Source organism: Candidatus Bathyarchaeota archaeon, assembly GCA_018396705.1.
GTDB lineage: Archaea > Thermoproteota > Bathyarchaeia > Bathyarchaeales > Bathycorpusculaceae > DRVP01.
Window position 1 is genome coordinate 93528 of the sequence record JAGTQZ010000009.1, and the last position, 14379, is coordinate 107906.

14 protein-coding genes are annotated in these 14379 nt (G+C 44.5%); 6 read left to right on the forward strand and 8 right to left on the reverse strand.

Annotation, left to right across the window (positions count from 1 at the left end):
- The first annotated feature begins 31 nt into the window (after positions 1 to 31).
- Positions 32 to 1480 carry a TldD/PmbA family protein gene (locus tag KEJ24_08625; protein ID MBS7647883.1) on the forward strand — a complete coding sequence of 483 codons (1449 nt, stop codon included), beginning with the start codon at positions 32 to 34 and terminating at the stop codon, positions 1478 to 1480.
- A 10-nt stretch (positions 1481 to 1490) separates the two neighbouring features.
- Complete coding sequence (locus tag KEJ24_08630; GenBank protein MBS7647884.1) at positions 1491 to 2867, forward strand: TldD/PmbA family protein; 1377 nt, start codon at positions 1491 to 1493, stop codon at positions 2865 to 2867.
- 315 nt (positions 2868 to 3182) lie between these two features.
- Here the strand turns inward: KEJ24_08630 and KEJ24_08635 are convergent, their stop codons facing one another.
- The 4 genes from KEJ24_08635 to nrdR are packed head-to-tail and all read right to left on the reverse strand — an operon-like array spanning position 3183 to position 6726.
- Positions 3183 to 3440: a hypothetical protein gene (locus tag KEJ24_08635; GenBank protein MBS7647885.1), complete on the reverse strand. Its 258-nt coding sequence runs from the start codon at positions 3438 to 3440 to the stop codon at positions 3183 to 3185.
- Positions 3441 to 3470: 30 nt separating this feature from the next.
- Positions 3471 to 4148 carry an anaerobic ribonucleoside-triphosphate reductase activating protein gene (locus KEJ24_08640; protein MBS7647886.1) on the reverse strand — a complete coding sequence of 226 codons (678 nt, stop codon included), beginning with the start codon at positions 4146 to 4148 and terminating at the stop codon, positions 3471 to 3473.
- Between the two features lie 8 nt (positions 4149 to 4156).
- On the reverse strand, positions 4157 to 6280 hold the full coding sequence (locus tag KEJ24_08645; protein MBS7647887.1) for a ribonucleoside triphosphate reductase: 2124 nt from the start codon (positions 6278 to 6280) through the stop codon (positions 4157 to 4159).
- Positions 6277 to 6726 (reverse strand): transcriptional regulator NrdR, encoded by a 450-nt coding sequence (nrdR, locus tag KEJ24_08650; protein MBS7647888.1) that lies wholly within the window; start codon positions 6724 to 6726, stop codon positions 6277 to 6279. Before nrdR ends, KEJ24_08645 begins: the two co-directional genes overlap by 4 nt.
- A 535-nt stretch (positions 6727 to 7261) precedes the next feature.
- On the opposite strand from nrdR, the gene KEJ24_08655 reads away from it, so the two are divergent.
- Both KEJ24_08655 and KEJ24_08660 read left to right on the forward strand, forming a co-directional pair.
- Positions 7262 to 8392 (forward strand): DUF763 domain-containing protein, encoded by a 1131-nt coding sequence (locus tag KEJ24_08655; protein ID MBS7647889.1) that lies wholly within the window; start codon positions 7262 to 7264, stop codon positions 8390 to 8392.
- A gap of 154 nt (positions 8393 to 8546) precedes the next feature.
- Complete coding sequence (locus tag KEJ24_08660; protein ID MBS7647890.1) at positions 8547 to 9488, forward strand: sodium:calcium antiporter; 942 nt, start codon at positions 8547 to 8549, stop codon at positions 9486 to 9488.
- Between the two features lie 43 nt (positions 9489 to 9531).
- Here the strand turns inward: KEJ24_08660 and KEJ24_08665 are convergent, their stop codons facing one another.
- The 3 genes from KEJ24_08665 to KEJ24_08675 all read right to left on the reverse strand — a co-directional run bounded on the left by KEJ24_08665 (position 9532) and on the right by KEJ24_08675 (position 11219).
- A complete protein-coding gene (locus tag KEJ24_08665) occupies positions 9532 to 9735 on the reverse strand; it encodes a ferredoxin family protein (GenBank protein MBS7647891.1) in 204 nt (67 codons plus the stop codon).
- A 104-nt stretch (positions 9736 to 9839) separates the two neighbouring features.
- A complete protein-coding gene (locus KEJ24_08670; protein MBS7647892.1) occupies positions 9840 to 10838 on the reverse strand; it encodes a radical SAM protein in 999 nt (332 codons plus the stop codon).
- Between the two features lie 42 nt (positions 10839 to 10880).
- Positions 10881 to 11219, reverse strand: coding sequence for an ArsR family transcriptional regulator (locus tag KEJ24_08675; GenBank protein MBS7647893.1), 339 nt, complete (start codon positions 11217 to 11219; stop codon positions 10881 to 10883).
- 110 nt (positions 11220 to 11329) lie between these two features.
- Between KEJ24_08675 and KEJ24_08680 the strand changes: the two genes are divergently transcribed.
- Positions 11330 to 12331 (forward strand): radical SAM protein, encoded by a 1002-nt coding sequence (locus KEJ24_08680; protein ID MBS7647894.1) that lies wholly within the window; start codon positions 11330 to 11332, stop codon positions 12329 to 12331.
- On the opposite strand, the gene KEJ24_08685 is transcribed toward KEJ24_08680, so the two are convergent.
- On the reverse strand, positions 12328 to 13662 hold the full coding sequence (locus KEJ24_08685; protein MBS7647895.1) for a 2-isopropylmalate synthase: 1335 nt from the start codon (positions 13660 to 13662) through the stop codon (positions 12328 to 12330). The two genes, KEJ24_08680 and KEJ24_08685, sit on opposite strands and share 4 nt — an antisense overlap.
- 122 nt (positions 13663 to 13784) lie before the next feature.
- Here KEJ24_08685 and KEJ24_08690 point away from each other — a divergent pair, with 122 nt between their 5' ends.
- On the forward strand, positions 13785 to 14330 hold the full coding sequence (locus KEJ24_08690) for a nitroreductase family protein (GenBank protein ID MBS7647896.1): 546 nt from the start codon (positions 13785 to 13787) through the stop codon (positions 14328 to 14330).
- Positions 14331 to 14379 lie beyond the last annotated feature (49 nt).

The window sequence follows — 14379 nt, forward strand, 5'->3', positions numbered from 1 at the left end:
AACTGTCCAGATAGACGCGATGGTGTTGCAAATGTCCATAGATTTTGGAAAATTAGCCCTAGAGGAGGCTGCTAAAAGAGGCGCGTCCTACGCTGACATCAGAATTAGCGAAATCTTAAACGAGAACTTGACGGTGAAGAATGGCGAACCTGAAACGACATCTTTTTCGCAGCTAAAAGGGTTCGGCGTAAGAGTGATTGTCAATGGCGCATGGGGGTTTGCAGGTTCGGTTAATGTATCAAAGGAGGAGATTAAACGTTGTGTCAAGCTGGCCGTAGACATTGCGAAGGCCAGTGCCATGTTAAAGAAGAAGGAGGTTGTTTTAGCAGCTGAGAAGATTTATCGTGAGAAGTATGCCACAAGTTTCAAAAAGGATCCATTCAAAGTTTCGTTGGAAGAGAAGCTTAAAGTTCTAGTTGAGGCCAGCCGCTTTTTGAAGGAGTTTTCACCGCTTGTGAATGTTTCCTATGCTCACTATCGTGGTTACCGTGAAAACAAGTTTTTCATGAGCAGCGAAGGCGCCGAGATAAACCAGCAGATAACATGGTGTGGCGGCGGAATATCCGCCATAGCTGTTAAAGGCTCAGAAGTTCAAGTAAGATCTTATCCGTCTGCTTTCCGTGGAGACTTCGCTACAAGCGGCTACGAGTTTTTCGAGTCCTTAGCCTTGTTGGATCACGCCAAAAACGTTGGAGAAGAGCTTATCCAACTTTTTGAGGCTAAAAAGTGTCCCTCCGGAGAAATGGACTTAATCTTGCGGGGCGACCAGCTGGCTCTGCAGATTCATGAAAGCTGCGGGCACCCAACGGAGCTTGACAGAGTTTTGGGAACAGAAGCCGACTATGCGGGTACAAGTTTTCTGACACCTGAAAAGCTTGGAAAATTCCGTTACGGTTCTGAAAAAGTGAATATTGTTGCAGACGCCACCGTGCCCTTTGGACTTGGAACCTTTGGCTTCGACGACGAAGGTATAAAAGCGAAAAAAGTCTACCTAATTAAGGAGGGCATTTTCGTGGGCTATCAGAGTTCAAGGGAAACTGCTGCTCAGCTTGGTCTTAAAGAGAGCAGTGGAGGCATGCGGGCTGACTCGCCTTTGGCTCTGCCGCTTATAAGAATGACAAACATCAACTTACTTCCAGGGGACTATAAGGCGGATGAGATAATTGAAGACACTAAAGAGGGCGTTTTGATGATTACGAACCGTTCATGGAGCATAGACGACAAACGTATAAACTTCCAGTTCGGCACTGAGATAGGTTGGCTAATAAAAAATGGAAGCATTGAAAGAATGGTTAAAAATCCAACATATATGGGTGTAACGCCCCAGTTCTGGGGCTCATGTGATGCTGTAAGCAAAGACGACTGGAAAATGTGGGGTACACCGAACTGCGGCAAAGGTGTACCCGGACAAGTAATGTATGTAGGGCATGGATGTGGAACAGCCCGCTTCCGGAAGGTTCGCGTTGGACTCGTGGGGTAGGAGAGATTGTATGGACCTGGAAGAGCTTAGGGAAATAGCCCAAAAAATTGTTGATTATGCCCTAAAACAGGATGTCAGTCAAGCGCAGGCTGTAGCATTTATGGTTGACAATTCCTTGACGCGTTTTGCAAACTCTCAGATTCACCAGAATATTGCCCAAAAAAGTGGCGGAATCGCAATAAAAGTTGTTTTGAGGGATAAGCGGATAAGCACTGTTCAAGCGAACACTCTTGAGGAAGAAAGTGTAAAAGCAGTTGTGGAGCAAGCAGTCAAAATTGCAAGAGCTTCCTCATCAAACAAGGATTTCCAAAGCCTTCCAGAATCGGAGCCCTGGAAGCCTATGCGTGGAGCATTTGATAGGCAAACAGCCGAGTGCACACCTGATTTTAGGGCTGAAATGGTTGTGGAAGCCGTTGAAACAGCCCATTCTAAGTCGCCTAAAGTAGCCGCTGTTGCCGGATACTTATCCACGGGTTCGCTGGGCTATGCTGTTGCAAATTCCTTGGGGATTTCAGCCTGGGCTCAGCTTTCCTTAGCTTACATGAAAACCACAGTAATAGCAAGGAACGGTGAATCAGAGGGCTTCGGTGCAGCTCAGCAGTACTCTAGGAAGGTGAAAGAACTTAAGCCAGCAGCTTTGGCTGGGGACGCCGCGGATAAAGCTGTGAGAAGTCTCCATCCAGTAAAGATTGAACCTGGCGAATACGAGGTTGTTTTGTCTCCTCTGGCTGTGGCTGTAATTCTAGAATACATGGGGTATGTAGGTTTTTCGGCTAGGTATTACCAAGATGGAGAGTCTTTTGTCAAGTTTTTTGCAAACCAGCAGGTTTTCGACAGAAAACTTAACGTGGTTGATGATGCCAGAAACCCGAAAACTCTCTACGCGGTGCCTGTGGACGGTGAAGGTGTTCCAAAAAAGCCGTTAGATCTCATAATAAATGGCGTGGTTTCAGAGAAAAGCATATGCTACAACTCCTTTACAGCAGGCAAGGAAGGCAAGAAAAGCACGGGGCATGCACTTCCACCGCTAGGTGACTTTTACGGCGAAATGCCCCTGCCCTACAATATGATAATGAAGCCTGGAGACACCACCTTAGAAGAGGCTATTGCCGAAACAAAACATGGTATATTCGTCAACACATTCCACTACGTTAACCCAGTTGAACCCACAAAGCTTGTGTTAACTGGACTGACACGAGACGGAACATTCCTAATAGAAAATGGCGAAATAACAAAGCCCATTGTCAACATGCGCTTCACAGATAGCATGCTATCCGCTTTGAAGGAAATCCCAATGATTGGAAAGGAGCTATTAACACTAGAAACGACAACCGTGCCGATGGTTAAACTGAAAAAACTACGCTTCGTAGGCGTATCCGCCTACTAACACGTCTCATTTTTTCTCTGCTGCTTTTCTTATCCTTACTGGTAATTCCGGGCTTTTATAGCTCACAAGTTCCTTCATAACCAATATTTTCGCGCCCAGCAACTTCTCCAGTATATCGTTTAAGTATCCAATCGCAGTAAGTGTAATGGATAAGATCATAAACAAAATATGTACCCAAGAGAGATTGATGAGTAGTGTACAGGTCCAAAAACCGATGTTATGCCATGATTTGACGGAATAGTTTAGCTCTACCAGTACTGCATATTCCTTACTCGGATTTAATAGACTAAGAACATATGTCCCAGCTTTTGATGCTTAAAAGTTTATTGTACTGTTGCGTGTATTGTTTGAAGCAAACAATACCTTTCCGTCTGGAGCGGAAAACAGAAAGTTGACAGTCCCATTTACGGCATAAAAACCTCCATGTAAACTGCTTGACTCGTTTAGATGTATGTTTAAAGAAAACATTTCCGCTGGCGGGACTATAACAGCGCTGTTTCCTGCATTTACGTTAGGCGCTGTGGCTATCATCCACAAGAAAAGTAAAGCCAACGTGGTTATGCATTTTTTCACTGATTAATCACTGTTAAGGGGCTTGCTTGATTAGAAGCGTGTTACAATATTACCTACATATTTTTTCAAGATCTCCGCGTACTTCCCAAGTATGTCCAATGGGTATGGTTGTATGTTTTTGTACTCTTCGCTTAACGTGTCGCCGGGTATAAACTGTTGGAGGGCGTAGTTTTCGGCGCCTTTCGCTATTTCGCCCATGCGTGTTATGTCCGTCGCCTCAACAATTTTTGGCACAACGGTGGTTCTGAACTCGTATTCCACTTTTCCACTTTTTAATATCTCGACGGTTCTTAGAAAGGCTTCTGTCTCCTTAGCTCCCAACAAACGGTATTTTTCTGGCGAAGTTTTAAAGTCTAAAGCTACATAATCCACGTATGGGAGGCACTCTTCAAGCACTGTTGGGTTTAAGCCATTTGTGTCGAGTTTGACGGCGAAGCCTCGTTCCTTAAGCCTCTTCAGGAAGCGGGGTAGTTCCTTGTGGATGGTTGGCTCACCGCCTGTTATGACGACGGCGTCCACGTATTTTTTGCGTTCTTCCAATATTTGGAGAGCTGTTTCCTCGTTTAGGAAGGGTGGCTGTGGATTAACCACTATACGCCAGTTGTAGCAGTATGGACAACGCAAATTGCAGCCTGGTGTGAACAAGACTGCTGCCACGCGGTTAGGATAGTCTATTAAGCTGGTTTTTTGCAGGCCGCTGAACTTCATTTGGATGGTCACCGAGCTGCCACAGCTTGAGGCGTGATGACGGCTTTTTCAAAGGTTCTGCGTATCGCGAATTCAGCTTGTTTCCCGTCGTTCCACTGATCTACTGGGCGGAGGTAGCCTACTACTCGCGAGTATACTTCGCAGCAGACTCCACACTTGGGACATCGCCTATGTTCGCCGCTTAGATAGCCGTGGGTTGGGCAGACGCTGAAAGTTGGTGTCAGCGTTAAGTATGGTAGGCGGAAGTTCCATGTCACTTTGCGGACAAGTTCTGCTGCGGACTTCCATGAGTAGAGACGCTCACCGAGATAGATGTGAAAAACTGTTCCACCAGTGTAGAGCGGCTGGAGCCTATCTTGGTGTTCCAATGCTTCGAAAAGATCTGCATCGTAGTCTACAGGCAACTGCGAAGAGTTTGTGTAGAAGGGTTCAGCGCCTTTCGACAGATACTTCTCGTTGGCCACTATTATATCGGGATATTTACGTTTGTCTATGCGAGCTAAGCGATAACTTGCGCCTTCGGCTGGTGTAGCCTCCAGATTGTAAATGTTGCCTGTTTCCTCTTGGAAGTCGGCGAGTTTTTCCCGCATAAAGTTTAACACTTTTTCTGCGAATTCAAGGCCTTCTGGCGTGGCTATACTGTAGCCGAAAAGGTTTTGGATGGCTTCGTTCATGCCTACCAGGCCTATGGTTGAGAAGTGGTTCTTCCAGTATTTTCCAAAAGTCTCTTTTACACCGCGTAGATACCGCTTCGAATAGGGGTATAGACCCTTATCTGTGAATTGTTCTAGAACTTTGCGTTTTATTTCTAAGCTGTCTTTAGCCAGCTCCATCAGCGTCTCTAATCGTTCGAAGAATTCGTCCTCATCCTTGGCTAGGTAGCCGATTCTTGGAAGATTTAGTGTTACAACGCCTATGCTGCCTGTCAACGGATTAGCTCCAAAGAAGCCTCCGCCGCGTTTTCGGAGTTCCCGGTTGTCTATTCTTAGGCGGCAGCACATGCTTCGGACATCTTCGGGTTTCATGTCGCTATTCACAAAGTTTGAGAAGTAGGGCGCTCCGTATTTGGCGGCTACTTCGAAAATTTTCTCAGAAACCAGCGAATCCCAGTTGAAGTCCTTCGTTATGCAGTATGTTGGAATTGGGAAAGTGAATACTCTTCCTCTAGCGTCGCCTTTACTTAGAACTTCTGTAAAAGCAATGTTGAATATTTCCATTTCTTTTTCCATTTCACCGTAAGTGGCGTCCATGACTTTTCCGCCTATTATAACCGGTTCATCTTTCATAAAATCTGGCACTTTCAAGTCCAATGTGACATTTGTGAATGGTGTCTGAAAGCCAACCCGCGTGGGCACATTCATGTTGAAAAAGAACTCTTGAAGGGCCTGTTCCACTTCTTTTTGGCTTAAGCCGTCATATCGTATGAAAGGCGCGAGGTAAGTGTCGAAGTTTGAGAAGGCTTGGGCGCCAGCTGCCTCACCCTGCAGCGTGTAAAAGAAGTTTACCACTTGGCCAAGGGCCGTTCTGAAATGTTTAGCTGGAGTGCTTTCAATTTTACCCGGAACTCCTCCAAACCCAGTTAATAACAAGTCCTTTATGTCCCAGCCTACGCAGTAAGGCCCAAGCACACCTAAGTCGTGGATGTGCATGTCGCCTGAAAAGTGGGCCTCTGCTATGTTAGGTGGATAGATTCGGCTTATCCAGTATTTGGCGATAACTGTAGATGATAGATAGTTGTTTAAGCCTTGAAGCGAATAGCTCATGTTGGAGTTTTCTTTAACCCGCCAGTCTTCCATCTCTAAATACTGGTCTACAAGGTCCGCTTGGCTTAAGAGAGCTGCAAGCTCCCGTATGTCCTGGTGTTGTTTGCGGTAAAGAATGTATGCCTTAGCGGTTCGCGCATGACCGTTTTCTATTAAAACCTTTTCCACAACATCCTGAATTTCCTCAACTGTGGGGACACCGTCTTCGCCGAACCGCTTTTTCAGTTCGGCGACAACTTGGTCGCTTAGTTTCTTGGCTAGTTCACGGTCTTTTCCGCCGACGGCCTTAGCGGCTTTCCAAATGGCGTTTGTTATACGCTCTTGATCAAAGGGCTCAAGCCTTCCATCCCGTTTTCTAACAAACTTCAAGTTATGTTCACCTCTTTTAGCACGCGACGGAAGTCTTCGGGTTCTTCGAATCTGCGGTATACCGAGGCGAAGCGCACATAGGCTACGCGGTCAAGGTTTTTCAAATGTTTCATCACTAAGTCGCCAATTTCTTGGGATGAAACTTCTTCCTTGCCGAGTTGCATGAGTTCTTGCCTAACCTTTTCCGCCAGGGAGCGAATTTGCTCCATGGTTACTGGCCTTTTTTCGCATGCTTTCTGTAAGCCTCTAATGATTTTGTTTATGTCAAAGCGTTCAAGTCTGCCGTCGCGTTTTCGCACCATCAACTCAATGGCCTCTATATACTCGTATGTGGTGAAGCGTTTTCCACAGTTGCCACATTCTTTGCGTCTTCTTATGGTGTTGTCTGCTGAGTCGCGGGTTTCAAGAGTTTTAATGTTTTCTGAACTGCAGTATGGGCATTTCATAAAGGCTTCACGTCGCGTGCGTGCCATTATTTTTAGTGTTTTAAGACTATTTTTATGCACTAAATATAGTGGTGCTTTTAACCATTTGTGCAGTAAAAATTTAAAACGATCCATAAACCCCCAAACAAAAATATACAGAATCCAGTAGTGCTATGCAAGAACGAGAGGAGAAAACTCAAATCTTTCAACCGGATTAACCACTAAAAGAATCTAAACAATGAAAATCCAGTTTTTAAAGGTTTAATTTCTCAATATAAGCTTTAAAATTCTTTCTAGAAACATGTAAAATGTTAAAAAGCTGAATAAAAGCGCTAAACTCAAATTCATAAGAGATAGGGGGACTAGAAAAATAAGGATCAAAACAGCACCATTTTCAAAGATTCCAAAACTTGAGGGGGCGTGCTTTTGGAAGGAGATGTTGCAATACGAGAGGGCTGCATTTCTATGAACATGTCAACTACAAACTTGACTTTGATAAGGTAGAAATAAGGCTAAAAGCATAGCATATTCTTGGGTTTAATAGGCGATAAGTGAAATGCAGAGGACTGGTGTGGCGAGGCTACCCCTTCATTATGGTAAAGCGCCGAAGTGGCTAGTTGTTCGCATGCAAAAGCTAGCCAAAGAAATCGTAACCATAATAATCGACGAGCATGGCACAGGCGAATTTTTAAAACGTTTGTCTGACCCATTTTGGTTCCAGGCTTTGGGTTGCGTTTTAGGTTATGATTGGCACTCTTCAGGCGTAACGACAGTAGTCACAGGCGTTTTGAAGCAAGCTATAATCCCCGAAGAACATGGCGTTGCTGTTTGCGGTGGAAAGGGTAAAATTTCAAGGCAGACACCGCTTGAAATTGGGCAAATAGGCGAAAAGTTCGGTTTCTCAGACAACAAAATATCAAGCCTTCAATATGCCAGCAGAATTAGCGCTAAAGTGGATAATACAGCTATTCAAGCTGGATACCAACTTTATCACCATGCCTTTTTTCTAGATGAAAATGGACGGTGGGCAGTTGTCCAGCAAGGAATGTGCCCTCAAGACCGCACTGCAAGGCGATATCACTGGCTTTCAGAAAACGTGGCAAGCTTTGTGGTTGAACCGCATAATGCCATTGTGGGAGATACGCGACGCCAAGTAGCCCTAGACATGACCGCGAAAGAAAGCGAGGGTTGCCGAAAGGCTTCCGTGGACTTAGCATGCGAACCGCCCAAAAAGCTTATGCGCCTGGTCATGTCTATTCGCCCAGCCCATCAGAAGTCCATTGAAGACTGGCTTCCAGAGGGGACTCAAACGCCATGGGTAGACTACCAAATAGATTTTTTGTCCATGCCGGCTAACATAAACTGGAAAGCCCTCCAAGAGGTTTATGAGTTTCAACCCCGCAACTATGAGGAGCTTTTAGGCTTCAAGGGTGTAGGCGTAGCTACCGTGCGCGGCTTAGCCCTTATAGCCGAACTCATATATGGTGAAAAACCGAGCTGGAAAGATCCTGTGAAATATTCTTTCGCTTACGGTGGAAAAGATGGTGTACCATATCCAGTGGATAGGAAAGCCATGGATGAGTCCATCCAAATTCTAAGGAAAGCTGTCGAAGAAGCAAAGATCGGTGATAGGGAGAGGCTGAATGCGTTAAACAGACTTAGAGTCTTCATTCCGCCAGCACGTTAAAAGCTTTTAACACTATTAGCGTCATCGTCGGTGGAATATAAGCCAAATTAGACCTAGTTCAAATTTAATATGTGGCCTATTGCCTCAGATAAGGTTATATACGGCCTTTTAGAGTCTTTGGGAGAAATGAAAGCAGAAGCGCTTGGGTTTACGAATGATACTGCTGTTGAGCGTAGCAACCTTCATAGCAAGTGTGCTCCTCCTATACATCGGTTCAAAAAAGATAGTTCAAGCAGCCGCGTGTCTAGCTTCTAATCTAAATCTCCATAAGGTTGTTGTTGGAACAGTTTTTGTGGCAACCGTAACCTCCGCCCCAGAGTTTTTAAGCTCGCTGGTTGCAGCCTTTTATGGGTCTTCGCAAATGGCTCTGGGCAACATAATAGGCTCAAACATATACAACATCCCCCTTATCATAGGTATATGTGGACTCTTAGGCACATTCAAAATCAAAAATTCTACTATAAGCAAGGAATGCCTCTTCATGACTGGAATTGCAGTATTGCTAATAGTTTTAACAATTATAACAGGCATGGTAACCCAGTGGATTGGAATTATCTTTTTGGCGTTATACCCAGCCTTCATATACTATTCCATTCGAAAAGGAAACGGCAACGGAAACCCTGAAAACCCTAAACCTAAAGGCGTAGCAAAACCCGCCGCCATTCTGTTTTTAGGCGGAGTTTCCCTCATAGCCGGAACTTTTCTTCTGGTTTACAGCGCCGTATCAATAGCTGAGACCTTCGGCCTAAGCCAGTTCTATGCTGGTATTACCATAATGGCGTTGGGCTGCGTTGTCCCAGAAGTCGCTGTATCAGTGGCCGCTGCCCTCCGCGGCGAACAAGAGATCTCTATAGGCAATGTGATAGGCGACAATATTATAACCATGACCCTCGTGCTTGGAATAGTCGCCCTAGTAAGGTCTTTCAGTGTTTCTATACAAGAAATTTTGATAACTGTGCCATTCGTAATCCTTGTAACGCTCGTCTTGTTTGCAATGAATAGGCGAAGCCACAAAATAACAAAGCCGTGGAGCATAGTAATGTTGGCTATAGCCGCGGCAGCCTTTATTCTAGAAACTTTAAACCATCTAATCTAGCTTCTCCCATATAGAAGAGAAAAGGGGAGTCGACTTAAACTCTTTATTCCTCAACCGTTATCGCTTGTGTTGGGCAGGATGTCACGCATGCCATGCACGTTATACAGTCACTCTCTCTAACTGGAACCGACTTTGACGTGTCCGGGTATTCCGGCAGCTTTTGAAGTTCAAAGACATTTACTGGACAGATTTCAACACATACACCATCGCCATTACATTTACTCCAATCAACTTTAACTTTCGGCATGAACACCAAATCCCTTACATAATAATTGAGCGGCTTAAGCTTTTAATTCTTTCCACAACCCTCCTAGAAAGCAAATGCTTTATCAACAAAGCCTAAAAACGACATTATACACTGTTAATCCTCAAAAAGTCTAGGTATATCTGCGAACAACAGTAAGATGAAAAACTTGTTTTGAAACCTTGATCGCATGCAAATTTTATGGCTTCTTCAGCTGGAAAAGCTATGGCATCCACACAGGCCTTAATGGCTAAAACATCCGTCTCGGTTCTGTGCCTGCCCTTAGGACGCATACAACCTAAAGCTATTGGCGTTTCCGGAAACATAATTCTTGCAATGGTTAAAACACGCGCTATGTCTAGTGGTTTGGGTGGCTCCACATGCGCCATGGCTGTTCCATAGATGGGCATGAAAGCGATAACCACAAGGGCTGAAGGCTTGTAGCGCGAAATTATCCGAAGAGCATTAAACTCACCCTTAAGTTTTCCGTAATGGAGACCAACAATAACATGTGGGATAAAGGGCAAGCCAGCTTGGTTTAAAGCTTTCAAGGCTCTTTCATAGCTTTCAACGGTTAAGTTAAGGTTGTAGACCTCCTTAATAGTTTCATTTGCTCCTAAAATATCTATTAAAGCTGCATCCACACCAGCCTCCTTGAGCCTTAAAGCCCTCTTATAATCTAAAACGCCGACATGAGCGAAGACCGTTAGCCCGAGATCCTCCTTAACACGTTTTATGGTTCCTGTGAAGTTATCTAATGGAACAGAACCGTTTGGAAGGCAACCACCGCTTATCAAGCAGCCCACAGCTCCTTCAGCCTTAAGCCTGCTGCACAAATTGTAAAGTTCTTCCGGAGTTTTAACCGGATACATAGTTTCCAAAACTTTGCCACCACAGTGTTTACACTTTAACGCGCAGCTTTTCCCAGTCACTGAGATTGTTGGAAAATCCCTTGGCGAAGAACAGAAATAAGCCGTCTTGTAATGCATGAAGCTAGGAGCGTAAAAGCGTATTTTTTTACGCCTTGAACATTCTAGGCCAGTGTTTAAAAAGTTGAGCAGCTCCTCATTTGGCATTTGCCAAATTGTTTCCGGAGTTTTAACCATATTTCTCCTTAGTAAAGCATACAATGTGGTTAATAAATCTCTTTAAGTTTGGTCTCTTGCCTTCTCTTTTTCGTTGTCCCTTATGAGTGGGGTTGGCGCCGCTTCAACTCCGACCGTCCTGATAGATTTTGTTATATTGTCTAAGCGCCTTTGAAAGCTTAGGGTTCTGAAAACCGCCATACCTCTCTCCGTTATTTTATAAAGTCTTTTTCCGCTGCTTATTTCCTCATGTACAAGTCCGTATTTTAAGAGTGATTCTAAATGTCGCTGAAGTATTGTACAGTCCATGCTGGTTCTGTAGGCTATGCTATCGACGGTTAACGGCCTCTTAGCTAACGCTGATAAAATGGCCTCGTAGTTTTCAAGCCTTGACCTTCGCAAGTTTTGCACACTCTAAAAAGGGGCTTGTGAATGTTTACGCAATAAAATATTTATGAATTTAGAATCTTTAGCAAAGAAGCATATCGACTAGCCTCATGTGTGGCGCAAAATTGGACAGTGAGCTTCCGAAGAAAGTGCGAGTTTCCCTAGGCTCCGCCATAGCTATGGGCTTGCTCAGCGGAAAGCTTGATGCTTCTCCTACGACAGCATATCTAATGACGTATCGAAAAGGCAGATGCACGGCAAACTGCGGATTCTGTCCTCAAGCCAGAAAAAGCCACGGCAGAGCAGACATGCTTTCAAGAATTACTTGGCCAGCGTTTCCAACAGAAATTGTTCTCGAAGCCTTGGCGGAAACCGTTAAAAATGGCGGAATGAAACGCGTGTGCATTCAAGCCTTAAACTATCCCAAAGTTTTTACACACCTCTCGGCCCTTCTAAGAGAAGTTTCCAGCAACGTAAAAGTTCCAATATCAATTTCATGTCAGCCATTAGACCTTGAAAACATAAAGCATTTAGCTGAAGCTGGAGCTGAAAGAATAGGCATACCGTTAGACGCAGCGACTGAAGAAATTTTTGACAAGGTTAAGGGCGTGTCGGCTGGGGGTCCATACAAAATGGGGCGACAGTTAGCTCTTTTAGCAGAAGCTGTGAAGGTCTTTGGAGAGGGTAAAGTTAGCACCCACCTAATTGTGGGGTTAGGCGAAACAGAAAAAGAAATGGTATATATGATTCAAAAGTGTGTTAACATGAGTGTTCTGCCTGCCCTTTTCGCGTTTACTCCAGTCGCTGGAACCGCGTTGGAAAACATGAAGCAACCATCCATCGGACAGTATAGACGAATCCAACTAGCCCGTTATTTGATAGTTCACGGAATGGCGAGAGCTGATAACATGAAATTTGACATGGACGGCCATATAGTTGATTATGGCGTCGACAAACAAGCTTTAAAACAGATAGTTGAAACCGGGAGGCCTTTTCAAACCTCCGGTTGCCCAAACTGCAATAGGCCCTACTACAATGAGAAACCAAGCGGTCCCATATATAACTATCCAAGACCTCTAAGCGTGGAAGAAATCAAACGAGTTATTACTGAACTGGCTGTGATCTAAGGGCTTGGTTCCTTAACCTCCACTGGTGGCACCGGTGTCTTGGGCTTTTGTTTTGTAACTTGTTCCACTATTTGCCAAAAATCCTCTTCTGTTAGGCCTCTGCGCAATTCTTTCATTAACTTTTTAATTTGGTAGAAAATCATTTGAGTTCCACCCTTGTCTAGGCTTTCCTGAGTGCCTCTGATTCGTCTAACGATTTCATCTATTTGCCAAGGCGTGGCCTTTATTCCAGCGGCTTCCAAGCGCTTTTGGACTAGTTGTCTTCCACCGCTTCGACTGATGTATAATTGCGCTTCTCTTTCAATCATTTCTGGTGGGAATGGTTCATATATAAGCGGGTGAGCCAACATTCCCTCGACGTGTTCTTCAACTTCATATGCAAAAGCATTTTCACCGACTATGGGCTTATGAAATTGTATGGGTAATGCGAAGGTTTTCTCCGCCTGTTGCGCAAGTCTGTAAAGTTTTTTTACATCTACTCCAGTATCTAGATTGTATAATATTTCAAGGGCGGCGACAACCTCCTCCAACGGGGCGATACCAGCCCTTTCGCCAAAGCCGGCAATACCTGTATGGACATAGGCAACACCCTCCTCTACAGCTGCCAGAGTGTTCGCTGTGGCTAAACCAAAATCGTTATGGCAGTGAACGGAAAGAGGCGGTTCCTTGCCAAGAGATTGTTTCAAGCTGTCCCTGACATGGGAAACCAGATAACGCATCGATAAAGGCCTTAAAAATCCCACGGTGTCCGCGATGACGAGTCTGTCAGCACCAGCCTTAAGGGCAGCTTCAAAAATTTGCAGAATATCCGGCAGAGGCGTTCTTGATGCGTCCTCCAAAACGAAATCAACAGTGACACCGTGTCTCTTTGCATATTCTATGCATTCGACAGTGTTTTTTAGAACTTGCTCCTTTGACATTTTGAGTCTATACTGGAGGTTAAGCCCATTAAACGGGGTAACTATTGGAATTTCTTTTATGTTGCAGTCGAGGCAAGCGTCTATATCACTTTTTGTGGCGCGTGCTGAAGCGGCTATGCTGGCCTGCTGAAAACCTTCGTTGGTTATTCTTTTAACAGCATTCTTCTCCTCTTCTGAAAGCGCGGGGAAACCGACATTAATAACGGAGACTCCAGCTTCATCCAAAAGTTTAGCTAACTTAACTCTTTCCACATAAGTCAAAAACACCGTGGGGGATTCAACACCCTCTCTTAAGGTTTCATCCCAAATAAAAACTCTGTCAGGAAGTTTCGGTGGAAGGTTTTTCCTCAAACGATTATAATTAGCTATTAACCCTTGCGCCTCAAGCTTCTTAAAGATTGTTTTCCGCATGACATCACATTCCGTTAGATAAACATGGGATCAACGCATTTTATTTAACAAGGCCCTTATATAAGAATTAAGCCATCTAAAGCTCAAGGATGCAAAAACGTATAAGGAAAGGGGGATAATTAATGGACTTGTTTGAGGTCATAGAAAAAAGGAGAAGCATAAGAAAGTTTAAACATGCTCCAATACCTAATGAAGACTTAAAAAAGATTCTTGAAGCGGGCCGTTTAGCGCCTTCTGGTGGCAACCGCCAGCCATGGCGGTTCATTGTCGTAAGAAACTCGGAAACAAAAAGAGCTTTGGCTGTTGCAGCTAGCAACCAGATGTTTATAGCGGATGCTGACGTTGTCGTTGTTGCTTTAGGAGACCCTAAAGCCTTGCCTAAAAAGCTTCCTTATAAGCTTGCGGAAACCAGAATCCCTTACAAACAAGATCCAATGATTGCGGTTGAACACATGGTATTGGCTGCTACAGACCTCGGGTATGGTACATGCTGGATAGGGGCATTTAACGAAGAGGACGTGAAGAAAATTCTCAAGGTTCCGGAAGATCTAGCAGTTATAGCGCTTCTACCAATAGGTGTTCCAGCAGAAAATCCACCTCCCAGACCCAGAAAAGCCTTCAACGAAGTATTTTTTGGAGAATTATACGGGGCTCCACTAGAGCTTTAAGCTGTAACAAACTTGAGATACCTCATCACGAAACGACCTCAAACAACTT